The sequence below is a fragment of the Bradyrhizobium sp. LHD-71 genome (genome assembly GCF_031157255.1).
In the GTDB taxonomy this organism is placed as follows: Bacteria; Pseudomonadota; Alphaproteobacteria; order Rhizobiales; family Xanthobacteraceae; genus P52-10.
Genome location: NZ_JAVIFX010000002.1, coordinates 1 through 26,822, shown reverse-complemented (window position 1 = coordinate 26,822; position 26,822 = coordinate 1). Strand labels below are relative to the sequence as shown.

Sequence of the window (26,822 nt, the reverse complement as noted above, 5' to 3'; positions counted from 1 at the left end):
CCCGGTTCTAGCTTCGGTGACAGGTAATTCTTTTCCGTGATGGTGGTTGTGTCGGACATTCGATCGTTAGTGCGGTCGTTGTACCTTTGTTCTTCGGAGTGATCCTAACTCGCGAAAAGGTACAGGCAAGGGTACAGCGAAGCGGGGTGGAAGCACCGGACAGGGACGGCCGCCTACAGACAGCACAGACACACGAAGTGCCTAGTTTTATGGGAGTTTTGATTTTTTTGGATGGCGGCGGATGTGAAGGATGCTGTCAAACAGCGTCTTGGCGCACTCGGAGAGATTCGAACTCCCGACCCTCGGAATCGAAATCCGATGCTCTATCCAGCTGAGCTACGAGTGCGTTGGGGCACACAATACTGATCGTGCGGCAGAACGCCAGAGGGGGCGTGATTTCAGTCAGGCATCGACGGTCGCGGGTCGCTGTGTCGTTCCCCAGTGGTCGAAGGCCTGAAACAGGGCCATTCCGCAGAACATTGCTGCAACGAAGACGGCCGCGGGGGTGCTCAGGAAGCCCAGATTGACGAGCGCCGGTCCTGGACACACGCCGGCGAGACCCCAGCCGGCGCCGAACAGCAGGCTGCCGACGATCAGGCGCACGTCGATCGTCGTGTTCGAGGGGATCTGCATCGGTTCGCCGAGCGCGCTGATGCGACGGCCACGGGTGACAAGATAGGAGATGCCCGCGACCACGAGCCCGGCCGCCATCGTCAGGATCAGCGAGGGATCCCAGGCGCCGAAGAGATCGAGGAAGGCCAGAACCTTGCGCGGCGCCACGAGGCCCGAGATGCAAAGCCCGAGGGAGAAGCAGCAACCGATCAGAAACACCGAAATGTTTTTCATCTGAAGCACTCCTTCAGAACACGTGCCGCGTCAGGTAGACGATCAGAAATCCCGTCAGCATGAAGCACGCGGTCGCCGCGATCGAACGCTTCGAGAGGCGCGCCAGGCCGCAGATGCCGTGTCCGCTGGTGCAGCCGGATCCCATCCGCGAGCCGAAACCCACGAGCAGGCCGGCGGCCCCGACTATCCAAAGAGGGCTTGCGAATTCAGGCGCCTCCATCGTGCCCGATAGCAACAAGAGAAGTGGCGACGCGAGCAGTCCGGCAATGAAGGCGAGCCGCCAGCCGGTGTCGCCGGCGCGCGGTTGCAACAGGCCGCCGGCGATGCCGCTGACGCCAAGGATGCGGCCGTTCAGCAACAAGAGCGCCGCGGCAGCGACGCCGATCAGCAGGCCGCCAAGCAACGCCGACACCGGCGTGAAGTTACTCCAGTCGATCGTCACCATGAGTGCCTCCCGGACAGCCGGTCCAATTTATTGTCCTTGCGACCCGGCTACGGCCTTCGGGCTACGCCGGGGACGAGGTGAAGCGACTTGTTCGCCGCAGCGCGAAGCGGGCAGGCGGAAGCGATCCGGCAACGTGAGCGCAAGCTCAAACCTGGACTGCCAAAGTCCCTTCGCCTCGTCCGGCGTCAGCCCGGCAGGCGAAGCCGATCGGTCGCAATATCCATCTCAAAACGTTACCACGCTCCTGATCGACTTGCCCTGATGCATCAGATCGAAGGCCTTGTTGATATCGGCGAGCGGCATCACATGGGTGATCATCGGGTCGATCTGGATCTTGCCGTCCATGTACCAGTCGACGATCTTCGGCACGTCGGTGCGGCCACGCGCGCCGCCGAAGGCGGTGCCTTTCCAGACGCGGCCGGTGACCAATTGAAACGGACGGGTTGCGATCTCGGCGCCTGCCGGTGCGACGCCGATGATGATCGATTGACCCCAACCCCTGTGGCAGGCTTCCAGCGCCTGCCGCATTACTGTGACGTTGCCGGTGCAGTCGAATGTGTAGTCGGCGCCGCCAATCTGGTCGTCGCCTGATTTCGTCATGTCGACCAGATGCGGGACCAGATCCTTGCCGGCATCTTTCGGGTTGACGAAATGCGTCATGCCGAAGCGCTCGCCCCAGGCCTTGCGCTCGTTGTTGAGATCGACGCCGATGATCATGTCCGCACCGGCGAGCTTCAAGCCCTGGATGACGTTCAGGCCGATGCCGCCGAGCCCGAACACGATCGCCTTGGCGCCGACTTCGACTTTGGCAGTGTTCAGGACAGCGCCGATGCCGGTGGTGACGCCGCAGCCGATGTAACAGACCTTGTCGAACGGTGCGTCCTCGCGAATCTTGGCGACGGCGATCTCCGGCAGCACCGTGTAGTTAGCAAAGGTCGAGGTGCCCATGTAGTGATGCACCATCTGGCCGTCACAGGAGAAGCGCGAGGTGCCGTCCGGCATCAGCCCCTGGCCTTGGGTGGCGCGGATTTTCGTACAGAGGTTGGTCTTGCGGGATCGACAGGACGGACACTCGCGGCACTCGGGCGTGTAGAGCGGGATGACGTGATCGCCCTTTTTCAAACTGGTGACGCCCGGGCCCACATCCACGACGATGCCCGCACCCTCATGGCCAAGGATCGCCGGGAAAAGTCCTTCCGGATCGGCGCCCGACAGCGTGAATTCGTCGGTATGGCACACGCCGGTCGCCTTGATCTCGACCAGGACTTCGCCCGCCTTCGGCCCCTCGAGCTTGACGGTTGTGATCTCGAGCGGTTTTCCGGCGGCAAATGCGACCGCGGCGCGAACATCCATGACGAACTCCTTAAGCTCATTCCGCTCCGGCGCAGGGCGGAGGCGACGAATTGTCGATTGCACGCCATCATACGATCGGGCAAGCAGCGCGGCAAATGACCGATCGGTTCGACGATTTTGCCGCGCGTGCGGCGCCTGCGTTGTTCGTGCTGCTGTGGAGCACCGGCTTCATCGGCACGAAATACGCGCTTGAAGGCGCCGAGCCGTTGACGATGCAGGCGCTGCGCATGACGCTTGTGGTCATTCTGCTTGCGGTGCTCGCGCTGATGACGCGACCTGCCTGGCCGGACCGGGCAGGGGCGATGCACAGCATCGTCGCGGGCATTCTGGTGCACGGCTTCTATCTCGGCGGGACAGCTATTGCGATCGCGCATTCGGTGCCGGCAGGACTGTCCGCGCTGATTCCAGGATTGCAGCCGGTGCTGACGTCGACGCTGGCGAACCGCTTTCTCGGCGAACGCGTGACGTCGAAGCAGTGGGTTGGGCTGCTGCTCGGACTTTCCGGGGTGGTGCTGGTGCTTCACAACCGGAATTTCGAGGGGCAGTCCCTCATCGGCTGGGCGGCCTCCGGCGTCTCGCTCGTCAGCATCACCATCGGCACGTTGTACCAGAAGCGCTTCTGTAGCCTCATCGATTGGCGCGCGGGCAACTTGATTCAGTTCATTGCGGTGACGATCTTCTTCGCGCTCGGAGCGCTCGCATTCGAGACGCGCGTCGTGACGTGGAGCACGACGTTCGTGCTCGCAACCGCCTGGCTATCGGCGGTGCTGTCGGTCGGCTCGATCGGGCTGCTGTACTGGCTGATCCGGCATTCCGCCGCAACACAGGTGGCGAGCCTGTTCTATCTGGTCCCGGCCGTGACCGCGCTGATGGCCTATGTACTGTTCGACGAGCGTCTCGATGCGCTGTCCGTCGCCGGCATGCTCATCTGCGCCGCAGGCGTCGTGCTGGTGAACAGGCCGGCGAGGCTGGGCAGCTAAAGCACGATGAATCTAGCTTCGAAAGCCGACGCCACAATGCTCGGCGTCATCCCTGCGAAAAGCAGGGATCCATATTCCAGAGCGACTGTGATCTAGTCTCGAACGCTCTGGAATATGGGTCCCCGCTTTCGCGAGGACGACACCGGGGGGCGTAGTTGCGACCAAACTGATTTCGTCAAGCATTAGTTAGTCGCGCGAGCCAACTCTCGGGTCATCACCGGGCTTGACCCGGTGATGACGTTTAGCGACGCGGTGCTCGCCCGATCAGGGGCGATTGCGTTACTTCGGCTGCGGCACGATGCGGATGTACGGCTTCGGCGCCTTCCAGCCCTGCGGGTAGATCTTCTTGGCCTCGTCGTCGCTGACAGAGCCCGCGATGATCACATCCTCGCCTTGCTGCCAGTCGGCGGGGGTCGCGACGCGGTGCTTTGCGGTCAACTGCAGCGAGTCGATCGCGCGCAGGATCTCGGCGAAGTTGCGGCCCGTGGTCATCGGATAGGCGAGCGCCAGCTTGACCTTCTTGTCGGGGCCGATGACGAACACGGTGCGGACGGTCTGGTTGTCGGCCGGCGTGCGCGTCGCCGGATCGCCCGATGTCGACGCCGGCAGCATGTTGTACAGCTTCGAGACGTTGTAGTCGCTGTCGCCAATCATCGGATAGTTCGGCGCAAAGCCTTGCGTCTCCTTGATGTCGTTCGACCACAGCGTGTGCTTGTCGACCGGGTCGACGGAAAGACCGATCAGCTTGACATTGCGCTTGTCGAACTCCGGCTTCAGGCGGGCGAGCGTGCCGAGTTCCGTCGTGCAAACCGGCGTGAAGTCCTTCGGATGCGAGAACAGCACCGCCCAGCCGTCGCCGATCCAGTCATGGAACTTGATCCGGCCTTCGGTCGTCTCCGCCTCAAAATCCGGTGCAGTGGCGTTGATCTGCAGGGTCATTCGAGCCTCCTCGTCGTGAAAAATCAGGTTAAGATATAGCTCGTTGGCCCTTGAGCGAAATGCCAAGTCTCAAGTTGGGAAAGTTCTTTTAAGGCTTGAAGATTCCGGGGATAAACCTTCTTTCGCAAACGTGATGGCAAGAAGACCCCAGTTAACAAGGTCTTTACAGTTTGCCGCGAATTTGCCCGCGCCCGGCCTCACCGAGGCCCGCCTGCATCGCCATCTGAACCTCTGTGACGTACGTCACGACAAAACGGAAGCCACTCCGGTAGAGCCGCCGTACCTCAAGGGGTCGCGCAATTCACCGGGCGTTCAGGCGGGCGCGGGCATGATGGAAGAAAGACGAAGAGATTGGAAATGTTGACCGCTGTGAACCGTCCGACCGGCAGCCCTGCTGCCCTCGTTGCCACCATCGAATCCTCCGCCATAGCCACCATCACAGATGCCGCGCAGGCGCTCGCCTTCGTCCGCGATGGCGTCATCACCGGCGAAGGGCCGACCACCACCGGCCGCGTCCACTTTTCGCGTTCGCTCGATGCCCGCGATGCCGAGTGGTGCACGCGCATTCTGACCTCTGACGCCCTCAATGAGAGTGCCGTCAGCCGCGAAGAGGCGCAGGCGTTGTTCCAGATCGATGAAGCTGCCGCCGAGCGTTCCGACGACGGAAAATTCGACGACCTGTTCGCCAAGGCTATTCTGCATCATGCTGCGAGCGCGTCCGGCCTGCCGGTGCCTCCGCGTGCGGTTGCACTGTCGCCCACGACGGCGATCGAGAGCTGGGCGCCGAGCCGCTCCAGCGACGTCAAGGTCGAGGTGCTCGAGTGGGTCGCCGCGCAGATGCGTGGCAGGCGCCGCACCAGCCGTACCCTGATGACGGTCGTCGCAGCGCTGCTGGGTGCCGCCTTGCCGCTGTCGCAGTCCCTGCCGCACGTCGCCGACCTGGCGATCTGATCGGAGCCGCGCAGAGCGGCCGCTCCAAGTGATATTGCCGCGCTGCGGAAAAGCCCGGCCGCAGCGCCGCCCATGCGCCACTGAACGTTGACTTTTTCCGGCCAACCCGCGAAGGCTGGATCAAGGGTTTCCAGCGACGGGCGTACATGTTCAAGAAGATCCTGATTGCGAACCGGGGCGAAATCGCCTGCCGGATCATCAAGACCGCGCGGCGGATGGGCATCAAAACCATCGCCGTGTATTCCGAAGCCGACGAGGACGCGCTGCACGTGGAGATGGCGGACGAGGCTGTCTTCATCGGCCCACCGCCAGCCGCCGAATCCTACCTCCTGATCGACCGCATCATCGATGCCTGCAAGGCGACAGGTGCTGAGGCGGTGCATCCCGGCTACGGCTTCCTGTCCGAGCGCGAAGCGTTTCCGAAGGCGCTCTCCGAGGCGGGTCTGGTCTTCATCGGCCCGAACGCCGGCGCGATCGCGGCCATGGGCGACAAGATCGAATCCAAGAAGGCCGCGGCGAAGGCGGGCGTCTCGACAGTGCCTGGCCATCTCGGCGTGATCGAGGACGACAAACGCGCGGTGAAGATCGCCGAGGAGATCGGCTTTCCGGTGATGATCAAGGCCTCCGCCGGGGGCGGCGGCAAGGGCATGCGCATCGCCTCCAATGCTGCCGAGGTCGCCGAGGGCTTTCGGCTGGCGCGCGCGGAGGCGAAGTCCTCGTTCGGCGACGACCGGGTGTTCGTCGAGAAGTTCATCGTCGACCCGCGTCACATCGAGATCCAGGTGCTCGGCGACAAACACGGCAATGTGATCCATCTCGGCGAGCGCGAATGTTCGATCCAGCGCCGCAATCAGAAGGTCATCGAGGAGGCGCCGTCGCCGCTACTCGACGAGGCGACGCGGCGCAAGATGGGCGACCAGGCGGTGGCGTTGGCGAAGGCGGTCAATTACGATTCCGCCGGTACCGTCGAGTTCGTCGCAGGCCAGGACAAGAGCTTCTATTTCCTGGAGATGAACACCCGTCTGCAGGTCGAGCATCCGGTCACCGAACTCGTGACCGGCATCGACCTGGTCGAGCAGATGATCCGTGTCGCCGCAGGCGAAAAACTGGGGATCGCACAAAAAGACGTAACGCTGACCGGCTGGGCGGTGGAGTCGCGCGTCTACGCGGAAGATCCGTTCCGCAATTTCCTGCCCTCGATCGGCCGGCTGGTGAAATACCGTCCGCCGGCGGAAGGGGCCACAAAGACGATCACCGTCCGCAACGACACCGGCGTGCAGGAAGGCGGCGAGATCTCCATCTTCTATGACCCGATGATTGCGAAGCTGGTGACGCACGGGCCGTCGCGGGCCGCCGCAATCGAGGCGCAGAGCCAGGCGCTCGACGCCTTCTATATCGACGGCATCCGCCACAATGTGCCGTTCCTGTCCGCCGTGATGCAGCATCCGCGCTGGAAGGAGGGGCGGCTCTCGACCGGCTTTATTGCCGAGGAGTTTCCGCGCGGCTTCGCTCCGCGCGCGGCGGAAGGCGAGGTGGCGCGCCGTATCGCCGCTGTTGCGGCGGCCATCGACCATGTGATTGGCGAGCGCAAGCGGCGTATCTCCGGCCAGATGATCGGTCGGCCGGTGACTCGCGAGCAGCGGCGCGCGGTCTGGCTCGGGCGCGCTGAAATACCACTCGAAGTATCGCGCGAAGGAGACGGCATCGCCATCCGCTTTGTCGAGGCCAACGGGGAGGTCGGGTCGGCGCATCTCCTGGTTTCGAACTGGAAGCCGGGCGATCCGACATGGCACGGCACGGCCGACGGGCACCCGCTCGCGGTGCAGGTGCGCCCGATCGCCAATGGCTTCCGCCTCGCGCATCAGGGCGTCGAGGTCGCGGCGTATGTGTTTACCGAATTCGAGGCGCAAGCCGCGCGGCTGATGCCTGAGGAGACGAAGGCCGATGCCGGCAAGAAGCTGTTGTGCCCGATGCCGGGCCTCGTCATCTCCATCGACGTGAGTGAGGGACAGGAGGTCAAAGCCGGCGAGACGCTGGCCGTGGTCGAAGCCATGAAGATGCAGAACGTGCTGCGCGCCGAACGCGACGGCGTCGTCAAGGCAATCCATGCCAAGGCGGGCGCAACGCTCGCCGTGGATGCCCCGATCCTCGAATTCGCGTAAGGAGCCCTTCCGATGTCGTGGTCCAAACAGCGCGCAGGCCTGCGAAGCATCCTTTCCGGCAGCACCTGCATTCGCCCGGCGTCCGTCTATGACGCCGTCTCCGCGCGCATCGCCGAAGACATTGGCTTCGAACTTGGCATGCTCGGCGGTTCAACGGCGTCGTTGACGGTGCTCGGTGATCCCGACCTGATGCTGATCACCTTGAGTGAGCTCGCCGAAACGGTGCGGCGCATTACGCGCGCCGGGACATTGCCGCTGTTGATCGATGCGGACCATGGCTTCGGCAACGCGCTGAACGTCCGTCGCACGGTGCAGGAGCTCGAAAACGCGGGTGCCGCAGGCCTCACGATCGAGGACACGCTGCTGCCGACTGCTTATGGCCAGGCCAAACCGCAGCTGATCTCGCTGGAGGAGGGCGTCGGCAAAATGAAAGCGGCCGTCGAGGCAAGGGTCGATCCTGTGCTGTCGATCTTTGCGCGGACGGCTGTGAACATCACCGGCCTCAACGATGCCATCGCACGCGCCAAGGCCTATGAGGGGACCGGCGTCGACGCATTGTTCTTCACCGGCATAAAAGCCCGGGCTGAACTTGACGCGGTGAGGGCGGCGACCAGCTTGCCGATCATGCTCGGCACTACCGAGCCGGAGCTCGACGACATTCCCTATCTGACATCTGCCGGCGTGCGGATCGCCAATCAGGGGCACACGCCGTTTGCCGCCGCTGCCTTGGCCGTTCACGAGACGCTTAAAGCGTTGCGTGAGGGAACGAAGCCGAAGGATTTGAAGGGATTGCCGTCCGCCGATTTCGTCAACCGCTACATGCGCAGTGGCGACGTGCAGAAGCGCTCGGCGGCGTATCTGGGATTGAAGGCGTAGCGTCTCATGGTGAGGAGCCGCGCAGCGGCGTCTCGAACCACTCGGCGCGCGCCTCGGAACCCGGACTTCCCCCAAACACCTCCTCGAACGCGTGCTTCAGCGCTACGTCGAGATCGTCCATCGTCACCGGCAGGCCGAGGTCGACCAGGCTGGTGACGCCGTAGCGGGGGTCCGCGACGCCGCAGGGCACGATGCCGCCGAAATGCGACAGGTCCGGCTCGACGTTGATGGCGATGCCGTGCAGCGAGACCCAGCGCTTCAGCCTGACGCCGATCGCCGCAATCTTGTCTTCGTAGCCGTCTCCCTTGTCGGGCCGCTTAACCCAGACGCCGACGCGGTCCTCGCGCCGAAGGCCGCGCACGTTGAAGGCATCGAGCGTGCGGATGATCCATTCCTCGAGACCGGCCACATAGGCGCGCACATCCGGCTTTCGCCGCTTGAGGTCCAGCATGGCATAGGCCACCCGCTGGCCAGGGCCATGATAGGTGAACTGACCGCCGCGGCCGGTCTGAAAAACGGGGAAACGCTGGTCGAGCAGATCGGCGGTTCTGGCGCTGGTGCCAGCGGTGTAGAGCGGCGGATGCTCAACCAGCCAGACGAGCTCCTTGTCCGCGCCCGCAGCAATGGCGGCGGCCCGCGCTTCCATCAGAGCCACGGCGTCAGGGTAGGCGACCGGGTCGTCCGCGATACGCCACTCGACATCGCTTCGCCCGGCGGGGCGGGAGAGGGTCAGATCGAGGCTGTCGCGTGTGTTAACCATTGCTTCACCATACCGTGGTGACCTGAAGCCAGCATCCTCATTTGAGTCACCTCGTCCGACCTGCGCCGGAGCGCCTGTGCCAACCCTCGATAAAGTCTCAGTCGATCTCATGGTGGTGCTCGGCACCACCTCGATGCCCGTTCACCAGGTGCTCCGCCTCAGCCGCGGTGCCATCATCGAGCTCGACGCCACCGAGCAGGACGAGGTGAAGGTGCTCGCCAACAACCTGCCTGTCGCCAGCGGCGCGGTGGTGGTGAATCGCAACCGTATCGCGGTGGAAGTCAAGCGCATGCTGCCGCGCGAGGCCGGCGCAAGGTAATAGGGCGCTTGGCACAGGCGGCTCTTGTACCCCCTATCTCGATTTGTTACATGGGCCGGCGTTGCTCAGGCGCTGGTCATTCGACCGGCGCTATCTCCCTGCGGCCGTGGCGGAATTGGTAGACGCGCTAGCTTGAGGTGCTAGTGGGGCAACTCGTGGAGGTTCGAGTCCTCTCGGCCGCACCAATCTGGAAAACAAGGCTCCAGGTTCGTGCTTTCAATTTGAAGGCAGCCCCATCCGACCAATTTCCTCAGCCTCGCTGTGTTCGGTCTTGACCGGATGCGCGCAATGTTCTTATTTTGTTCCATTGCGGGTTAAGGTATTTGGGGCGGGGCACAATGAGTGAACTTCAATCGGCAGACGCGCCGGCCGTGCCGTGGTCGGCGAGTGGATCGGCCGCGGCGGAGCTGCGGGGCATCGGCGGCTGGCTGCTGGTCGCAGCCCTGGCTCAGCTGTTCGGACCTCTCCGACTGCTGATCCTGCTCGGGCGAGATTATCTCAATCCGGAAAACAAGGAAGCCCTCGAGCAATTTCCGATCGCAGGATATGGCGAATTTGCGCTCAACGTCATGTTGCTGCTGTTGATGACGGTCACGGCGGTGCTGTTCTTCCTGACGTCCCGCCATTTCCCACGCTTCTTCATTTGCACGCTGATCACGGTCGTCATTTTCCCGGTTCTCACGTCGGCCTGGCTGGCGTTTGCGCTCTCGGTCCAACTCGACGAGCCGTTCGGCGACCACTTTGTGTTCGAGGGGCAAGACGTTGCGCAGATCGGCTTCGCAGCGATATGGGCGCTCATCTGGATTCCCTACACGCTTCGATCGAAGCGCGTGAAAAACACCTTCGGCGCACCGGCGCTCGCGGCGGAAGAGGCAACGGGTCCCGTCAGCTAGATGCTTCTCACGGTTGTCTGCTTCTTCGTTGTGTCCGGGCTGTTCGGGGTGCTTGCAGGCCTGGGCCACTTGTACGGCCGCGGCGTCTTCAGCGGCCAGTTGGTCGGCGGGTCGCTCCAAATTGCACTCGCTGTCTGGCTGTTTCGCGGCTCGAACATTGCGCGAGCCCTTCTGGCGATTCTTTCCTTTGCTGGCGCTGGCCTCTTCGGTGCGCTTGTTATCTTTTTTCCGGGGGAACCTGCCGCCATCATGCTCTGGCTCGCGCTGGCGGCCACGTCTGTTGTTATGTTTTGGGTGTTGGTTTTCTCGAAGCGTTTCCGCGCGGAACTCGCGCTGAACGCAGCGAAATATAGGGATCCCGAACTGGCGATTGTCTCGGGAGAGCGATAGGCTCGGTCACGACTGTTGGATCGAGTGGAGGCATGCATGCGAGAGCTGACGCCGGAAACGATCACAGACGCGGTGCTCGAGCAGATGGCGGCGACGCCGGATCCGCGTATGCGGGAGGTGATGGCCGCTGCAGTGAGACACCTGCACGCCTTCGCCCGCGAGGTGAACCTGACGCCGTCGGAATGGCTCAAGGGCATCGCCTTCATGACCGCCGTCGGCAAGATGTGTACGCCCGAACGGCAGGAATTCGTCCTGCTTTCGGATACGCTTGGTCTGTCCGCGCTGGTCAACGGCCTGCATGACAAGACGGCGATCGAGGAGGGCACGCATACGAGCCTGCTCGGCCCGTTCTATCGCGAGGCGTCGCCGAAGCTCGCGGCCGGTAGCCAGATCGCCAGGACCGTCAAGCCCGGCAGCGAGTGTGTTCTCTACGGTCGCGTGACCGATACCAGTGGCATTCCGATCGCGGGCGCGACGGTATCGGTTTGGCAGACCGGCGCAGACGGTCTCTACGATATTCAGGAAGACGGGGCTGCGACCGACTATCGCGGGGTTTTCACGACGGACGCAGATGGCAGCTACCTGCTGCGTACCGTCAAGCCGATGGGATACTCGATCCCGATCGACGGCCCTGTGGGCGAGCTGGTCAAGGCGCAAGCGCGGCATGGCATGCGGCCGGCACATATCCATTTGCTGGTCGGAGCGCCGGGATATCGCGAACTGGTGACGGCGCTTTATCTGCGCGACGATCCTCACCTTGCAGACGACGTTGTGTTCGGCTCGTCCGATGATCTCGCCGTCGATATTCATCCCAACGATCTGAACTGCCCCATCACGGGGCTGCCGAGCATTCGTTTCGATATGCGGCTCTCACGCGAAGGGGCAGCCGACGCAGCAAACGGACGCGTCGGCGCCGACCCGGCCGCGATCGTGAAATCATCGGCCCAGGCGGCGAGCCAACAGCGGGCATGAGCACGCGACTGCGGCGACACCGATTGGCGGGATTTGACCTCGGCGCAGCGTAGCTGCAAGCTGCCGGCACGACGCGCGGGTGCAACGTCAATAGCAGGGGACCATCTTCAGAGCGATACCATCCCGTCCATCATAAATCGGGCGAAGATCCGAATGCGGCCGGGAGCAACAGACACGTGGGAGGATCGATGAAACGCAGAGCACTTCTCGGTGCTGCGATTGCCGTTGCCGCAATCGCCATCGACGCAATCGCGCTTGCCTCAGGCGCTATCGCTCAACAACCGCCGATCAAGATCGGCATGTCGATGGCGCAGACGGGAGGGCTGGCGGGGGCGGGAAAGGCCTCGCTGCTCGGTATCCAGATCTGGGCGGATGAGCTCAACGCCAAAGGCGGTTTGCTCGGCCGCAAGGTCGAGCTTGTCGTCTACGATGACAAATCGACTGCCGCTGAAACGCCCGCGATCTACGCAAAGCTGCTTGATGTCGACAAGGTCGACCTGCTGTTTGCGCCTTACGCAACGGTGCCGACTGCGCCGCTCCTGCCGCTCGCCAAGCAGCGCGAGCTGCTGCTCATGGGAAACTTCTCGTTCCAGGTGAACAGCAAGGTCAAGCACGACATGTGGTTCAACAACGCGCCGTGGGGTCCGGCCGACAGCTGGGCGGCGTCGTTTCTCGAATTGGGCCAGAAGGCGGGCGGCAAGCGGATCGCGCTTCTCGCGGCGGACCAGGAGTTCGCGCAGAATCTCGCACTGACCGCCCGGGAGGTGGCAAAGACGCGCAACATGCAGATCGTTTTCGATCAGGCCTATCCGCCGAACACGGTCGAATTCTCCAGCATCATCCGCGCGCTCAGCGCCACCAAGCCCGATATCGTCTACGTCGCGTCCTATCCGCCGGATTCGGCCGGCATCCTGCGCGCCGTGAATGAGATCGGGGTCGGCGACAACGTCAAGATCTTTGGCGGCGCCATGGTCGGCCTGCAGTTTGCCGCAGTGATGGAGAATCTCGGCTCGCTGCTCAACGGCGTCGTGAACTACAACACCTGGCTTCCTGAGCCGAGCATGTATTTCGAAGGCACGAAGGCGTTCTTCGAAACCTATGCGAAGCGTGCCGTTGAAGCTAAGGTCGACCCGCTCGGCTATTATATCGCGCCTTATGGGTATGCGATGGGCCAGATGGTGGAGCAGGCCGTAAACGCGACAAAATCGCTCGACCAGAAGGCCATTGCCAAATATCTGCACGCGAACGAGCACAAGACCATCGTCGGTCCGATCGCGTACTCGCCCGATGGCGAGTGGAAGGAAACCGCGACGCTCCAGGCACAGTTCCGTGGCGTCAAGGACAAGAACGTCGAGCAGTTCCGCTCCGCCGGAAGGCAGGTGATCCTGTTTCCCGAGAAGCTGAAGACCGGCGATCTCATCAGCCCGTTCGAAGCCGCCCGTAATTAAGACTCGCCGGGGGCACGCGTGTTTTCTTTTGACCTGCTGCTAGGCGCGATTGTGCTCGGCACGCTGCTTGGCTGCTTTTACGCGGCCGTCAGCATCGGGCTGTCGGTGTCGTTCGGCCTTCTCGACGTTCCTCACGTTGCGCACCCGGCCTTTCTGGTGCTGGCCTCCTACGGCGTCTATCTGCTCAACGATCGCTATGAGGTGGACCCGCTGCTTGCAGGACTTTTGATCACGCCGCTGTTCTTCCTGCTGGGTCTGTTCGTCTACCGTCTTTACCACGAAACCTTCGAACGACGCGGCACCGACGCAGCCGTGCGCGGCATCGCCTTCTTCTTCGGCGTCGCCTTCATCGTCGAAGTGCTGATCGTGCTGCAATTCGGCGTCGATCAGCGCTCGGTCACGGCGTCCTATATCGGCAGGTCGTGGCGGATCGGCGATCTGCGGATTCCGATCCGCCAGCTCGTCGCATTCGCGGTGGCGCTCTCCCTGACGATCCTGCTGACGCTCTATCTGTCGAAGACGTTCATGGGCCGCGCCATCCGCGCGGTCGCTCAGGATCAGGAGGCGCTGCGGCTGATGGGCGCCAACCCGGTCCGCGTCAAGCAATGGGCCTTCGGCATCGCGACCGCCGTGCTTGGGATAGCGGGCGCACTGCTGATCATCGTCGCACCCGTCGAGCCGATGCTCGACCGCGCCTATATCGGCCGCACATTCTGCGTCGTGGTCCTGGCGGGTCTCGGCAGCATGACCGGGACACTCATTGCCGGCATCATCCTCGGTGTTGCGGAATCCATCGTGCTCACCATGTTCGGCGCCTCCTGGGCGCCAGCCATCGCCTTCGCAATGCTGCTCGGCGTGCTTGCCGTCCGGCCGCAGGGTCTGCTCGGCAGGCGGTTATGAAGAGCAAGAGCACCGGCGTCCGGTTCTGGATTGGCGCGATCCTGTTTCTTGCGGCCATGCTGGCGGCGACGCAGGTGATCCGCAATGAATATCCCTTCTTTGCGGGCTACATCATCCTGCAGTTCGTGGTGCTTGCGGTGGCGTGGAGCATCCTCGGCGGCTACGCCGGCTACGTGAATTTCGGCACCAGCGCGTTTTTCGGCATGGGCGTCTATACGGCGGTGTTTCTGGTCAAGGCGACGGGCGCGCCGCTTGCCGTGCAGATCGCGGCCGCCGCAGGCGTCGGCGCGTTGCTCGGCTTCGCCGTAGGCCTGTTGACATTGCGCATGCAGGGCATCTTCTTCTCGATCGCGACGATCGCGCTGACGATCATCATCGAGACGACGGTGACGAATTGGCGGTTCGTCGGCGGGGCGGCCGGCATCCAGATCCAGCGGCCGCCGGTAACGCCGCCATTCGACACCTATGTGCAGATGCTGTTCTTCGTTCAGGCCCTGCTGGTGGTGCTTGCGGTTGCGATCGCGCGCTACATCCAGCGTTCGTGGATCGGTCGCGGTCTGCAGGCGATCAAGGACGACGAGCTCGCCGCCGAGTGCACCGGCGTGCCGACGTTGCGGCTGAAGCTCCTGGCCTGCGTGATCTCCGGCGCGCTGATGTGTGCGGCGGGCGCGCCCGCCGCCATGTATTTCCAGTACGCGGACCCGTCGTCCGCCTTCAATCTCAATTACTCGGTCTCGGCGCTCGCCATGTCGCTGATCGGCGGCACCGCGCACTGGGCGGGGCCTGTGCTCGGCGCGATCCTGCTGGGGGTCACGCAGCAGTTCCTCGCGGTGACCATCTCGTCGGAAGTGAATGTGCTGATCCTCGGCATCATGCTGGTGCTGTTCGTGGTGGCGGCGCCGGAGGGCCTCATCGGCCTCATCCGCAAGATCGGCAACTGGCGCGCGGGGAGGGCGACGTGATGGCTGTAGCCGAAAGCGCATCCCCCTTGCTGCGGATCAATGCGGTTACCAAGCGGTTCGGCGGCTTCGTGGCGGTGAACAACGTCAGCGTCGACATTCGTCCAGGCGAGCGCTTCGGCCTGATCGGCCCGAACGGCTCGGGAAAGACGACGCTGATCAACTGCATTTCCGGTGCGTTCCGCACCGAGGCCGGCACGGTGATGTTCCGCGGCGACGACATCTCGCGGCTGCCCGCCCATATGCGCACACGGCGCGGCATCGCGCGGAGCTTCCAGATCCCGCGGCCGTTCCGGAGCATGACGGTCGCCGAAAATCTGTTGGTGGCGCTCGACTTCACGAGCCTCCACGGCTTCGCCTCGGCCGTGCAGCGGCGCGACATCGTGATGTCGATCCTGATGCGCACAGGTCTTGCCTTGAAAGCCGACGTCCCGACGGGAAACCTCAGCCAGGTCGAGTTGCGCAAAATGGAGCTTGCGCGTGCGATGGCGACGCATCCGAAGCTCCTGATCTCCGACGAGGCCATGGCCGGGCTTGCCGGATCGGAAGTCGACGAGGTCCTTGATCTCCTCATGAAACTTGCGAGCGAAGACATCACGATCATCATGATCGAGCACATCATGCAGGCGGTGATGCGCTTCTCGGAGCGAGTGATGTGTCTCGACGCCGGCAAGATCATCGCGATCGGCACGCCGGCCGAGGTGATGGCGAACAAGCGAGTGCAGGAGGCCTATCTTGGCACTTAGCCTCGCGGTCACGGGCCTTGATGCGGGATACGGCGCCGTGAAGGCGTTGCGCGGTGTCACGCTTCATGTCGAGGCCGGAGAGACGGTCGCGCTGCTCGGCACCAATGGCAACGGCAAAAGCACGCTGATGAAGTGCATCGCCGGCCTGGTCCGTCCACAGCGCGGCGGCCTGTCGCTCTCGATCGATGGGCTCGCGCATGATCTGGCAAGGCTTACGCCCGAGGCCATCGTCGATCTCGGCGTCGCGCTGGTTCCTGAAGGGCGGCGACTGTTCTCCAAGCTGACCGTCTCGGAGAATTTGATGCTCGGAGCGTTCCGCAAGGCCGCCCGCCGCGACATCGATCGCAACCTTGCCTTCGCCTATGAGACGTTTCCGGTGCTTAAGGATCGGCAGCGCCAGCTCGCCGGCACGCTGTCGGGCGGGCAGCAGCAGATGCTTGCCATCGCGCGCGCACTGATGTCGTCGCCGCGGCTGCTGCTGATCGACGAGCCCTCTGTCGGCCTGTCACCGCTGCTCGTGTCGCAAACGATCACCAAGATCGGCGAGCTCAACCGGCGTTTCGGCCTGACCGTGCTGATGGCTGAGCAAAACTTCAATCAGGCGATCCGGATTGCCGACCGCGGTTACATCATCGTCCATGGCGAGATCGTCGTCGCGGCAGGCTCAGTCGACGAGTTGCAGGACAACGACATCGTCAAGCGGCTCTATCTCGGCGGCGTCGCATGATTTGCCGCAAGCACGTCCAGGTGTAGGTTCGGGAGCAGGTCCATGAATCTCGGCTTCTTTACGATGCCAATCCATCCATTGGACAAGGATTGGCGGCAGTCGTTGCGGGAGGACAGGGACGCGTTCGCGCTCGCTGACGAACTCGGCTTCACCGAAGCCTATGTCGGCGAACACATCACCGACAGGGCCGAAAACATCACGTCCTGCATCAGTTTTCTTGCCTGGATCGCCAGCGACATCAAGCGCATGCGGCTCGGCACCGGCACGGTGAATCTGCCAAATGCACATCCCGCAGCGGTGGCCGCGCAGGTCGCCATGCTCGATCACATGCTCGACGGCCGGTTCAATTTCGGCATCAGTCCTGGCGGCCTGATGTCCGACGCGGAGGTGTTCGGAAACATCGATGCCAATCGCAATGCGATGTTCCTTGAGGCGATCGATTTCGTCATCAGGATCTGGACCACTGACCCGCCCTATGCGCTGGGAGGGACGTACTGGAAGGTGTCGACGGCGCGGACGATGATGGCCGAGATCGGTCAGGGGGCCATCGCAAGGCCGTTGCAGAGGCCGCATCCGCCGATCGTCGTGACGGCGGTTTCACCACACTCGCAAGGGGTCGCGGAGGCTGCGGTTCGCGGCTGGCTGCCGATTTCCGCGAACTTTCTGCTTCCGAAGTGGGTCGCGACCCACTGGTCAAAATACACTGAAGGCTGCGAGCGCACCGGGCGGCCGGCCGATGCGGCCAACTGGCGGGTGGCGAAATCCATCTTCGTCGCCGACGATCTTGCCGAGGCCAGGGCTTACGCGCTTGGGCCGCAAAGCCCGTACCGTTTCTATTACCGCCAGTTGCTCACCAAGCTTCTTAAAGGCGGCCGCGGCAACCTCTTCAAGGAAGACCCGAACGCACCCGACGAGTCCGTCGACCTCGACCGCGTTCTGAATGAGCTTGTGATCTGGGGCACTCCCGACAAGGTGGCCGACGACCTGCTCGCGTTCGGTGAGAAGGTCGGCCGCTTCGGCACGTTGCTCTATGCCGGCAAGGACTGGGCCGATCCGTCACTGGCGCGCCGTTCCATGATCCTGCTCGCCGACAAAGTGCGCCCGAAGATCGCGTCGATGGCGGCGCTGCCACCGTAGGGCCATCCCATACGATCGCCGATAAGTCTCTCTGAACAGCGGATGCGGCGTGCTCCCTCTCCCCATCGGGGAAAGGGTTGGGGTGAGGGGGCTCGGCGCTAATGGTGGAAAGTAAACGACAGGACACTCGCGCGCATTCATTCCATCGGCGCCGCTTCCTGCGCGGAATAAGCCCAGCAGAGTTCCGGGGGCAGCAGGATTTCGACGTCGCTGCCGACCGGGTAGCGCACGTTCGTGCCAAGCTCCAATGCCTCGAGCCGGCCGCCGAGGGTCGCGAGCTCATAGATCGTCTGTGTGCCCTGGTAGCGCTGGCCGGTGACGCGCGCAGTGAAATGATTGGGCTCGGCCGCAGCCTGCACGCCGAGCCGGATGTTTTCGGGCCGCAGCGCAACATTGACCTCGCTCCCGGCCGCGACGCCCGGCGGCAACCACGCGGTCAGGCGATTGCCGCCGCCGGTCTCAACCGTGCCGAACTCGCCGTTGCGCGCGAGCAGACGCCCGGGCAGCGCGTTCGACGCGCCTGTGAAATTCGCGACGAACATGTCAGCCGGGCGATTGTAGATTTCGTTGGGCGGGGCGATCTGCAGCAGCTTGCCGTCGCGCATGACGCCGATCCGGTCGCCGAGCACCACGGCTTCGGACTGATCGTGCGTCACGTAAAGCGCGGTGACGCCGGTCTGCTTGATGATGCGCCGCAAATCGTCACGCAGTCGCAGCCGCAATTTCGCGTCCAGGTTCGAGAGCGGCTCGTCGAGCAACAGCAGTTGCGGCTGATACACCAGGCTGCGCGCGAGCGCCACGCGTTGCATCTGGCCGCCCGAGAGGGAGACCACCGGTCGTTCGGCGTATTCGGAGAGCCCGACGAGGGCGAGCACCTCGTCGACCTTGCGGCCGGCCTCGGCCCGCGGGACTCTGCGCTGGCGCAGCGGGTAGGTCACATTCTGGCGGACGGTCATATGCGGCCACACCGCATATGACTGGAACACCATGCCGATATTACGCAGGCGCGGTGGCACCAGTACACCGCGCGCCGGCACCGAGACTGCCTCACGACCGATGGCGATTTCGCCGCTGGTCGGCGTCTCCAACCCGGCAACACAACGCAACGTCGTGGTCTTGCCGCAGCCCGAAGGCCCCAGCAGCACCACGATCTCGCCGGCTGTCGCGCGAAAGCTCACATCGTCAATGGCCGGGCGGCCGACCGAAAAGACTTTGCGCAGGTGCTCGACTTTAAGTTCCGCTGACATGTCGTTGGATTCACTCCATTGCGAAAGCGGGCTCGACGACTGCTACTGGCGATAGCCGTAGGTCTTGTTCCATTCGTCGATCCAGGCGTCGCGCAGCGACTGATACTGCTCGAAGTTCGGCGCCCAGGTCTTGATCACCGCCGGATCGTAGCCTGGCGGATTGAACGGCGGCTTCTTCAACGCCGTCAGATAGCCTAGTTCCTTGATGTGGAATGCCTGTCCTTCTTCGGACATGCACCAGTTCAGGAACAGCTTCGCAGCGTTCGGGTTGGCGGCGGCCTTAGTGACGCCGGCCGCGTAGTAGTTGAGCGGCACACCGTCCGAGGGGAAGATGATCTCCAGCGGCGCGCCATCGCGCTTCTTCATATAGGCGATGTTGTAGAGCAGAACGCCGATCGAGACTTCGCCACGTACCAGCGCGTCCGCGGTCGGAGCGCCTGATGGATAGAGCACCGGCTGGGTCGCGGCCTGCTTTTTCCAGTAGTCGTCGCCGAACGTTTGCCGCTCGAACATGATGCGGGTCCAGGTCGTGCCGCCGGACGGCGCAATCACCTGACCGATCTTTTTCGGGCCGTACTCCGCCTTGCAGAGATCCATCCAGCTGCGCGGCGGTTTCTGCTCCAGTTCCGTGTTGTAGGCGATGGACCATCCGAGCGTGGTCTTTGGCCAGAGCTGTGGCGAAACCTGCACGTCATCGCGATAGGCGTCGGCGTTCGGCGGTCGATAATCCTGGAACAGGTCGGCGATGTCCTTCATCAGGCCGCGATCGGAGTGGTTGACGACGTCGGCAAGTAGCTTGTTGGCCGCGGCCTCGGTCTTGATCCGCGTGATCAGCTGTCCGCCCGGTGCGCGCACCATCTCGACCCGGACGAAGGGAAATCGCTTGTTGAAGGCCTTGATGATCTCCTGTTCCGGCTCGGTGAAGTCGGCGGTGTAATAGACGATCTTGCCTTCCTTCTTGGCGGCGTCGATGAGTTCCGCCGGGCCGTATTCCTGGGCCGCCGCGCCGCGTGCGCCGAGGGCTGCGGTTGCAACGCTCGCCGCCGCCGCGGTGGTGAATTGCCGACGCGTGAGGTGGGTTCTCGTCATGGCGCTCCTCCGAAGTTCGTCATCATTTATCCGGCCTTGCCGACGCCGGTGTCGGTGCCGCCGCGCGACAGGACGTGTGCAAATCCAATCAGCACGCCGAGCAGAATCGTCTGGACCAGGCTGAAAGCCGCGGTGATGCCGACATTACCGCCCTCGTAGTAATCGAGCAGCAGCACCGCCATCACCATGGTTTCGCTGGTGTAGAGAAACAACGACGAGCCGAGTTCCCGGATCGCCAGGACGAACAGCAGCGTCATCGCGGCGATCACGCCCGGCCGCGCCAGCGGCAGCACAATCATGCGGATCGTGCCGAGCATGCGGGTGCCGCAGATCCACGCGGCTTCTTCGAGTTCCCGGTGGATCTGCAAGAGCGAGGTCGAGAGCGCCTTGATGGTGTCCGGCATGAAGCGGGCGACGAAGGCCAGCGCCAGGATCCAGATCGTGCCGTACAGACCGCCCGGCAACCCGATCCAGGCCCACAGATAGGCCACGCCGATCACCAGTCCCGGAATGGCGACGGGCAGGGTGGAGATCACGTCGATGCTCTTGCGGCCCGACAGTCGCGTGCGATGGATTGTGTAGCCGATCGCGAACGACAGGATTCCGCCGATCACCGCGGTGATCAGGCCGACCTCGATCGTATTGACGATGGAGCGAAGCGCGAGGGGATTGTCGAACAGCCGCTCGAAGTGGATCAGCGAATATTGCCGGGCATCGAACAGGCTCGCCATCGTGCGGATAAAGAGGAACTTTCGAAATGCCGCCACGATCAGGGCCAGCGTCGGCAGCACCACCACAATCACCAGGTAAACGATCGCCAGCCCCAGCGTGAAGTAGCGCCAGCGGCCCAAATTCATCACGGCCGGGCGAAACGCCTTGCCGGCGACGGTGATGTAGCTGCGCGCGCTGACGACGCGATGCTGCAGCCAGACGAGGAAACCGGTGACGGTCATGAGGATGACGGCGACTGCCGCCGCGGTCGAATAGAGCGGCGGCGACCAGGCCGTGAGCTTGAAGATGTACGTCGTCAGGACCGGGATATCGCCCGGCGTGCCGAGCACCGCCGGTATTCCATAGATCCCGAGCATCACGATGAACGAGAGCAGCATGCCCGAGATGATCGCCGGCGCGATCAGCGGGAACGTCACCGTCAGAAGCGTGGAAAGCGCGGTTGCGCCGGAGATCTCGGCGGCTTCCTCGAGCGCCGGGTCCATGTTCCGCAGCGCAGATGCTGTGAACATGTAGACGTAAGGCGCGTAATAGACGCCGAAAATCACGATCATCCCCGGCATCGAGTAGACATCGAACCGCCAGTCGATCCCAAGCCCCGCGAGTAGCGTGTTCAGAAGACCGGATTTGGGCGAGGCCAGAATCGACCAGGCGACGGCAGCAACCAGGGGCGGCACGAACAGCGGCACCAGGCTCACCGCGGCAATGAAGCCCTTGCAGGGGGTGTTGGTGCGCACAACGATCCACGAGAAGCCCAGGCCGATCACCACCGCGAGCGCGGTGCCGCCGCCGCAGGCGATCAGCGAATTGATGAGGGCCAGGTGGACGTTCGGATTGGCGAGAACCGTGACGAAGTTCTCGAGCGACAGATTGAAGGTGGCGAACCCGTCGACGACCGGATTGGTGTTCGTCAGCGCGCCGAGCAGCAGCATGCTGACGGGGTAGACCACCAGAAAGCCGAGGATGACGAGCAGCCCGGCCGACCACAGCCAGCGTCCGGCGGCCCGCAAACGCGCGGAGCGCTGGCTTGCCTCGTATGATCCGGTCAATGGCTCGATATCTGCCCCAAGGGCAGTGCTGTCCGCCGCCACAGACGTCTCCCTCTCGTCGTCTCGCGTTCAAACCCGCGCGAGTTGTTCGTTTTTTGTAACGCCTAAAGGCCGATGAGTCCCGCAGCTTTTGCCGTTCCAGCCTGAATCGCGACTTAATGCTTCACGCGTGCTTGAGTGCTGCGGTGCAAAACCAGCGCCGAGCTGCAGCCGGCTCAGCGCATCGACATCCGCGGAGCACCTGCCGCGGAGTCAGATCGGGGGTATCGCTGTGCTCAGCCTCACCAGGGCCCCGGTGCGACCTTGTGATCATTGAGATCACTCCAGCGAATTTAGCGAAGATACTTGGAATCTCAGCAACTTTCCCTTGGTTCATCGTTGTGAGGCTGAATGCGACGGCAATCTCAACCATGATTTTCTCAAGGAGACAGTCCATGAAAAGTGTACCCTCTGCCGGTACGACCGCAGGGGCGCGTGCGACGTCAAGCGCGGCTGCCGAAGGGCGTATCCATCACGACATCTTCATTACGCTTAAAGACAAGAGTTCCGCCGCCGTTCAGAAGCAGCTGGAGCTTGGAAAGAAATACCTGACCGATCATGCCGGCGAGCTGTCCTTCTCCGCGACGGCGCTGGCGGATGATCTGACGCGACACAAGCAGGTGGCTTATCTCTTCAATGACGATGGCTTTGACGTCGCCTTTCACATGGTGTTTTCCGGTCGGCAGGCGCACGACGCGTATCAGGTTTCCGACGCGCACGTGAAGCACTTCATCCCCGAGAGCAATCCCAACTGGGTGAAGATTCGGGTATTCGACTCCGTGGAGCGGTGAGATTGTCGTAGCCCGCATGAGCGAAGCGATATGTGGGGACGGCCCTGCAGAGCACTGATGCTGTCCCGCATGTCGCTTCGCTCATGCGGGCTACGACAGGCGGTCTTGCTTGGTCGCAAGATCGAGGGTCATGAATACGCTGTTCGGATCAAGGGTGTAGTCGCCGAACGGTCCCGTGCCGATGAAGCCGAAACCGGAATACAGCGCTCGCGCTGCAGCAAAGGCATCCATTGAGCCGGTCTCGAGGCTGAGCCGGCGGTAGGCGCGGGATCGGGCTTCAGCGACAATGTGCCTGAGCAGGCCCATCGCTACGCCGCGGCCACGATGTTTTGCGGCCGTGTGCATTGATTTTACTTCCCCGTGGAGCGGATCGAGCTGTTTCAGAGCCCCGCAGCCCAACAGGCTGGCGCCGTCCCACGCCGTCCAGAAAGTGATCTCCGGCGACCGCAGCGCTTCCAGGTCGAGAGCGTGAACGCTCTCGGGAGGTGACCACTTTTTGCAGTGCTCGAGATGCGCGTGAAGGAGGCCAATGACTTTGGCCTCCCGCAGCTCATCGACACGGATTTGCATCGTCATCAGGGCGCCGCCTGCGGCAAGGCCTCGCCAGCGAAGAAGCGGCGTGGATTGTCCTCGAGGATCGAGGCGATGTCCGCCTGATTGACGCCGTGCGCATGCAGCATCGGAATGAAGTCGGTGAACATATAGGTGTAGGGCGGCGGATAGCGGCCCTGCGAGCGCAGTTGCTCGATCCTGGCTTGTTCCTCAGCACTGACCTGACGCGGAAACTTTCCGAGCCAGCCACAATGCCGGTCCTGGCTCATCATGATCTGCGCGCGGAAGCCGGACTTCACGAGCGTGGCCAGATTGTCCGCCCGCACTTCGTCCGGCTGAAATCGCGTGATGCCGATGCGATCGAAGCCGATATAGGAGCCGCCATCGACCACCTGGCGGTGGTAGGCCGGATCGGCATTGCCGCAGCAGTGGCCGATCAGGCAGCGATGCGCGTCGACCCCGCCCTCGGCGAACAGCTTCTGTTGTTCGGGGCCGGCGCATCCGTCTTGGGTATGCGTGATGATCGGCACGCCCGTTGCCTTCTGGGCGATGCAGGCGGCGGCCAGAAATTTCTTCTCCATTGCCGTCACGACCGGCGCGCCGGTCGCGACCTTGATCGCGCCAGCCCTGATGCCGGTCTCGCCGATGCCGTGGGTGATTTCGCGGATGTAGAGCTCTGCGATCTCGTCGACCGTGCGCGCACGCCAGTACACGGGCAGACCCATGTCCTCGAAATAGAAGCCGGTCGTGCAGATGATGTGCATGTCGGACTTTTCCGAGATCTCCTTCATGACGGCGGCGTCACGACCGAGTTCGATCGGGCAGGGATCGACGAAACTGCGCACGCCGTGCTCGGTGCGCAACTGCACCAGCCGTCGCACCGCCTCTTCGATGAAGGCGGCCCGGTCGAATTTTGCCGTCGGATCGAACTCGGCGCCGGGGAAGGCGATGAAGAGATGCTCGTGCATCAGCGTTCGCCCAAGCCGCTCGAGGGGAATCGGGCCCGTCACCGTCTGCACCATCATCGTCGATCCTCCATTGTTGTTGGATGTTGTTGGTATCTTATTATGGACGTCGTCGTTGCGGCGCTCAATGCGCGAGCCGGCCGGGAGATCGCGAGTGGTGGTTGTGGCGACAGCGCGCGCGCCGCGCGTCATCAACACGGTTATTTGCCGAACATTCTCTGAAGCTTACGCCCGTGCCGGCCACGTGATACCGCTTCCTGTCTTTATTGGTGCAATCTCGCGCGTCGCAAGCGCGTGACGATCCAGCTTTCGCATGACTTCGGAAGGTGATACTCAACTGGTCGATAAGGCTCGTTGATTTTTTTGTCCGTAGCGTCGCGAGTTCACATTGAGCGTCACCGAAGTTTCCAACCTCGGTTTGGCACTGTCCGGTTTGGGTTCTCATTCCCCAAACATCGCGATCGATTCCGATTCGTCAAATGACACGCTCGCAGACGCGGTCGTCGTCTCCGATGCGGACCTGCTTTTCACGGGCGAGTTCAGGCGGTCCGGTTCGGACCTGATGATTTCGAAAGACGACAGACGAATCGTCATCGACGACTATTTCAAGAGCGAGACGCGGACGGCGCTCGCGACGCGCGACGGTGCCGTGCTGTCAGCCGACGTCGTGCAGGCGCTGAGCGGAGAGGTCCAGTACGCACAGGCGGCTCCTCTCGCAAGCGCCGGCGCAGTGATCGGACGGGTCAGCAAACTGACCGGTTTTGCGACGGCGGTCCGCAATGGCGTCTCAGTTCAGCTGAATCTCGGCGACAATGTTCAGAAGGGGGACGTCGTCCAGACCGGCGCGGGCTCGTCGCTCGGACTGGTTTTCATCGACGGCACCGTCTTCGGGCTCGCGGCGAACGCGAGGATGGTTCTCACCGAAATGATCTATGACCGGGCGGGGTCATCCAATTCGTCATTGCTGAGCCTGGTGCAGGGGACGATCACCTTCGTCGCGGGCGAGACGGCCAAGCGCGGCGACATGCGGGTCGAGACGCCGGCGGCAACCATGGGAATCCGCGGGACAGCGGTTCTGGTCGAGATCGAGTTCGTGGTTCCGGGAGCCGGCGCTGCACCCTCGGTTCGTGTTCAGGTGCTCTCCGAGCCTGGCGGTGTGACGGGCTCGCTTGTCCTGTTTAGCAGGAGCAGTCCGAACACGCCGATCGGACAGGTCAGCCAGGCCGGGCTTGTGACGAGCATTACCGGCACCGGCGATGTGTCGACGCAGCCCGCGCCGCCGCTTTCTCTCGCGGCACAAGCGATCGTCGACCAGACGTTGCGGGAGTATTTTCCGAACTACCGGCCGGGTGGATCATCGACACCGCCCGGGTCGCCTGATGACAGGTTGCAGCCCGATCCGATCAACTTTCCGGTCGACAGCCCGACGATCCTTCCGCTGAAAGTCAATCTGACGACGCAAGACCTGCCGACCGACGACATTCCCATCAGGGTTACGCGGTTCAACACGCCGCCCGATGTCAGCGTCAATGACCTGACCGTGGTCGTCAACAATGTGGGTGCCAATCCCGCGTTCAACATTGCCGAGCGGGTCAACATCGTTGACCCGGACGCCGGCAACGACGTCCAGGTCCTCTATGTCGCCGATACCGCTCGGCTCATCGGTGTGACCGGTCCGCCGAGTGTCCCGGCGACGATGGATCTTGCGAGACTGATCAACATCGATCCGCAGACCGGCACCGTCAGCTACGATCCTGCCAGTTTCGCTTTCCTCGCCCAGGGCGCCTCGGTCGGATACATGATCGCCTTCGACAGCCGGTCCGGGCCCGATACCGTGCACCGGACTTTGCTCGTGACCATCGTCGGCGTGAACGATGCCCCGGTTGTTACATCGGCTTCGCTGGCAATGGACGAGGGAGCCAGCGTCCTGCTAACAGCTTCCAGTATAGGCATTACCGACCCCGACGCGACGAGCTTTACGGTCGCCGCTTCGAACATCAGCAACGGCCGGTTCGAGATCTTCAGCGGCGAAAGCTGGGTGAGCACGACGACGTTCACGAGCGCAGACATCGCTGCCGGCCATATCCGCTTTACGCACAACGGAAGCGAGAGTGCGCCGACGTTCTCGGTTCAGGTCCATGACGGGCTCGATACGAGCAGCACGTTCGACGCGACAATAGCCTTCAACGGCGTGAACGACGCCCCGGTCATTACGTCGGCGTCGCTGGCGGTGGACGAGGGAATCAGCGTCGCGCTGACAGCGTCCAGCATAGGCATCGTCGACCCCGACACGACGAATTTCACGGTCGCCGCTTCGAACATCAGCAACGGCCAGTTCGAGATTTTCAGCGGCGGCAGCTGGGTGAGCGCGACGACGTTCACGAGCGCAGAGGTCGCTGCCGGCCATATCCGCTTTACGCACAATGGAAGCGAGAGCGCGCCGACGTTCTCGGTTCAGGTCAGTGACGGGTTCGACACGAGCAACACGTTCGACGCGACAATAGCCTTCAACGCCGTGAACGATCCTCCCGTTGCGGTCGCGGACACAAACTGGGTGC

General features: G+C 63.0%; 26 protein-coding genes and 2 tRNA genes. 17 read left to right on the top strand and 11 right to left on the bottom strand.

The features are described 5' to 3' along the window. Positions 1-269: 269 nt before the first annotated feature. The 4 genes from RCO31_RS01480 to RCO31_RS01465 all read right to left on the bottom strand — a co-directional run bounded on the left by RCO31_RS01480 (position 270) and on the right by RCO31_RS01465 (position 2,644). Positions 270-346 (bottom strand) — tRNA-Arg (locus RCO31_RS01480). 56 nt (positions 347-402) lie between these two features. Next, positions 403-846, bottom strand: coding sequence for a DUF6691 family protein (locus RCO31_RS01475; RefSeq protein WP_308966410.1), 444 nt, complete (start codon positions 844-846; stop codon positions 403-405). Between the two features lie 13 nt (positions 847-859). Then, complete coding sequence (locus tag RCO31_RS01470) at positions 860-1,291, bottom strand: YeeE/YedE thiosulfate transporter family protein (RefSeq protein WP_308966409.1); 432 nt, start codon at positions 1,289-1,291, stop codon at positions 860-862. Between the two features lie 225 nt (positions 1,292-1,516). Then, positions 1,517-2,644 carry an S-(hydroxymethyl)glutathione dehydrogenase/class III alcohol dehydrogenase gene (locus RCO31_RS01465; protein WP_308966408.1) on the bottom strand — a complete coding sequence of 376 codons (1,128 nt, stop codon included), beginning with the start codon at positions 2,642-2,644 and terminating at the stop codon, positions 1,517-1,519. A 95-nt stretch (positions 2,645-2,739) separates the two neighbouring features. Between RCO31_RS01465 and RCO31_RS01460 the strand changes: the two genes are divergently transcribed. Next, on the top strand, positions 2,740-3,624 hold the full coding sequence (locus tag RCO31_RS01460) for a DMT family transporter (RefSeq protein ID WP_308966407.1): 885 nt from the start codon (positions 2,740-2,742) through the stop codon (positions 3,622-3,624). Between the two features lie 279 nt (positions 3,625-3,903). Here RCO31_RS01460 and RCO31_RS01455 read toward each other — a convergent pair whose 3' ends face one another. After that, a complete protein-coding gene (locus RCO31_RS01455) occupies positions 3,904-4,563 on the bottom strand; it encodes a peroxiredoxin (protein WP_308966406.1) in 660 nt (219 codons plus the stop codon). 357 nt (positions 4,564-4,920) lie between these two features. Here RCO31_RS01455 and RCO31_RS01450 point away from each other — a divergent pair, with 357 nt between their 5' ends. The 3 genes from RCO31_RS01450 to RCO31_RS01440 all read left to right on the top strand — a co-directional run bounded on the left by RCO31_RS01450 (position 4,921) and on the right by RCO31_RS01440 (position 8,552). Continuing rightward, entirely contained in the window at positions 4,921-5,514 is a 594-nt protein-coding gene (locus RCO31_RS01450; protein ID WP_374991405.1) for a hypothetical protein, read from the top strand. A gap of 146 nt (positions 5,515-5,660) precedes the next feature. Beyond that, positions 5,661-7,676 carry an acetyl/propionyl/methylcrotonyl-CoA carboxylase subunit alpha gene (locus tag RCO31_RS01445; RefSeq protein ID WP_308966405.1) on the top strand — a complete coding sequence of 672 codons (2,016 nt, stop codon included), beginning with the start codon at positions 5,661-5,663 and terminating at the stop codon, positions 7,674-7,676. Positions 7,677-7,688: 12 nt separating this feature from the next. Further along, on the top strand, positions 7,689-8,552 hold the full coding sequence (locus RCO31_RS01440) for an isocitrate lyase/PEP mutase family protein (RefSeq protein ID WP_308966404.1): 864 nt from the start codon (positions 7,689-7,691) through the stop codon (positions 8,550-8,552). Positions 8,553-8,556: 4 nt separating this feature from the next. On the opposite strand, the gene lipB is transcribed toward RCO31_RS01440, so the two are convergent. Continuing rightward, entirely contained in the window at positions 8,557-9,312 is a 756-nt protein-coding gene (lipB, locus tag RCO31_RS01435) for a lipoyl(octanoyl) transferase LipB (protein WP_308966403.1), read from the bottom strand. 76 nt (positions 9,313-9,388) lie between these two features. On the opposite strand from lipB, the gene RCO31_RS01430 reads away from it, so the two are divergent. The 11 genes from RCO31_RS01430 (at position 9,389) to RCO31_RS01380 (ending at position 17,803) form a co-directional block, all read left to right on the top strand. Then, positions 9,389-9,631: a FliM/FliN family flagellar motor switch protein gene (locus RCO31_RS01430; protein ID WP_308966402.1), complete on the top strand. Its 243-nt coding sequence runs from the start codon at positions 9,389-9,391 to the stop codon at positions 9,629-9,631. A gap of 100 nt (positions 9,632-9,731) precedes the next feature. Next, positions 9,732-9,816 (top strand) — tRNA-Leu (locus RCO31_RS01425). Positions 9,817-9,969: 153 nt separating this feature from the next. Then, the gene (locus RCO31_RS01420) at positions 9,970-10,524 is read left to right on the top strand and encodes a DUF2569 domain-containing protein (RefSeq protein ID WP_308966401.1); all 555 of its coding nucleotides are present in this window, start codon (positions 9,970-9,972) and stop codon (positions 10,522-10,524) included. After that, positions 10,525-10,914 carry a hypothetical protein gene (locus tag RCO31_RS01415; RefSeq protein ID WP_308966400.1) on the top strand — a complete coding sequence of 130 codons (390 nt, stop codon included), beginning with the start codon at positions 10,525-10,527 and terminating at the stop codon, positions 10,912-10,914. A 36-nt stretch (positions 10,915-10,950) separates the two neighbouring features. Continuing rightward, entirely contained in the window at positions 10,951-11,886 is a 936-nt protein-coding gene (locus RCO31_RS01410; RefSeq protein ID WP_308966399.1) for a dioxygenase, read from the top strand. Between the two features lie 188 nt (positions 11,887-12,074). Then, positions 12,075-13,334, top strand: coding sequence for an amino acid ABC transporter substrate-binding protein (locus RCO31_RS01405; protein WP_308966398.1), 1,260 nt, complete (start codon positions 12,075-12,077; stop codon positions 13,332-13,334). A gap of 18 nt (positions 13,335-13,352) precedes the next feature. Continuing rightward, entirely contained in the window at positions 13,353-14,234 is an 882-nt protein-coding gene (locus tag RCO31_RS01400; RefSeq protein ID WP_308966397.1) for a branched-chain amino acid ABC transporter permease, read from the top strand. Then, positions 14,231-15,196 (top strand): branched-chain amino acid ABC transporter permease, encoded by a 966-nt coding sequence (locus RCO31_RS01395; protein ID WP_308966396.1) that lies wholly within the window; start codon positions 14,231-14,233, stop codon positions 15,194-15,196. Before RCO31_RS01400 ends, RCO31_RS01395 begins: the two co-directional genes overlap by 4 nt. Next, positions 15,196-15,939, top strand: a complete 744-nt coding sequence (locus RCO31_RS01390; protein WP_308966395.1) for an ABC transporter ATP-binding protein — start codon at positions 15,196-15,198, stop codon at positions 15,937-15,939. Before RCO31_RS01395 ends, RCO31_RS01390 begins: the two co-directional genes overlap by 1 nt. Further along, a complete protein-coding gene (locus RCO31_RS01385) occupies positions 15,929-16,666 on the top strand; it encodes an ABC transporter ATP-binding protein (RefSeq protein WP_308966394.1) in 738 nt (245 codons plus the stop codon). The genes RCO31_RS01390 and RCO31_RS01385 overlap by 11 nt, the downstream gene beginning before the upstream one ends. Before the next feature lie 42 nt (positions 16,667-16,708). Then, positions 16,709-17,803 (top strand): LLM class flavin-dependent oxidoreductase, encoded by a 1,095-nt coding sequence (locus RCO31_RS01380; protein WP_308966393.1) that lies wholly within the window; start codon positions 16,709-16,711, stop codon positions 17,801-17,803. A gap of 137 nt (positions 17,804-17,940) precedes the next feature. Here the strand turns inward: RCO31_RS01380 and RCO31_RS01375 are convergent, their stop codons facing one another. The 3 genes from RCO31_RS01375 to RCO31_RS01365 are packed head-to-tail and all read right to left on the bottom strand — an operon-like array spanning position 17,941 to position 21,959. Continuing rightward, positions 17,941-19,050, bottom strand: a complete 1,110-nt coding sequence (locus RCO31_RS01375; protein ID WP_308966392.1) for an ABC transporter ATP-binding protein — start codon at positions 19,048-19,050, stop codon at positions 17,941-17,943. 42 nt (positions 19,051-19,092) lie between these two features. Further along, the gene (locus tag RCO31_RS01370) at positions 19,093-20,139 is read right to left on the bottom strand and encodes an extracellular solute-binding protein (protein WP_308966391.1); all 1,047 of its coding nucleotides are present in this window, start codon (positions 20,137-20,139) and stop codon (positions 19,093-19,095) included. A gap of 26 nt (positions 20,140-20,165) precedes the next feature. After that, complete coding sequence (locus RCO31_RS01365; protein WP_308966390.1) at positions 20,166-21,959, bottom strand: iron ABC transporter permease; 1,794 nt, start codon at positions 21,957-21,959, stop codon at positions 20,166-20,168. A gap of 392 nt (positions 21,960-22,351) precedes the next feature. On the opposite strand from RCO31_RS01365, the gene RCO31_RS01360 reads away from it, so the two are divergent. After that, the gene (locus RCO31_RS01360) at positions 22,352-22,747 is read left to right on the top strand and encodes a hypothetical protein (RefSeq protein WP_308966389.1); all 396 of its coding nucleotides are present in this window, start codon (positions 22,352-22,354) and stop codon (positions 22,745-22,747) included. A gap of 90 nt (positions 22,748-22,837) precedes the next feature. On the opposite strand, the gene RCO31_RS01355 is transcribed toward RCO31_RS01360, so the two are convergent. Together RCO31_RS01355 and RCO31_RS01350 are read right to left on the bottom strand one after the other, a co-directional pair. Further along, positions 22,838-23,323: a GNAT family N-acetyltransferase gene (locus RCO31_RS01355; RefSeq protein WP_308966388.1), complete on the bottom strand. Its 486-nt coding sequence runs from the start codon at positions 23,321-23,323 to the stop codon at positions 22,838-22,840. Next, the gene (locus RCO31_RS01350; RefSeq protein ID WP_308966387.1) at positions 23,323-24,324 is read right to left on the bottom strand and encodes a hypothetical protein; all 1,002 of its coding nucleotides are present in this window, start codon (positions 24,322-24,324) and stop codon (positions 23,323-23,325) included. Before RCO31_RS01350 ends, RCO31_RS01355 begins: the two co-directional genes overlap by 1 nt. 328 nt (positions 24,325-24,652) lie before the next feature. Here RCO31_RS01350 and RCO31_RS01345 point away from each other — a divergent pair. Next, on the top strand, positions 24,653-26,822 hold a 2,170-nt coding region (locus tag RCO31_RS01345), incomplete at its 3' end, for a cadherin-like domain-containing protein (protein ID WP_308966386.1).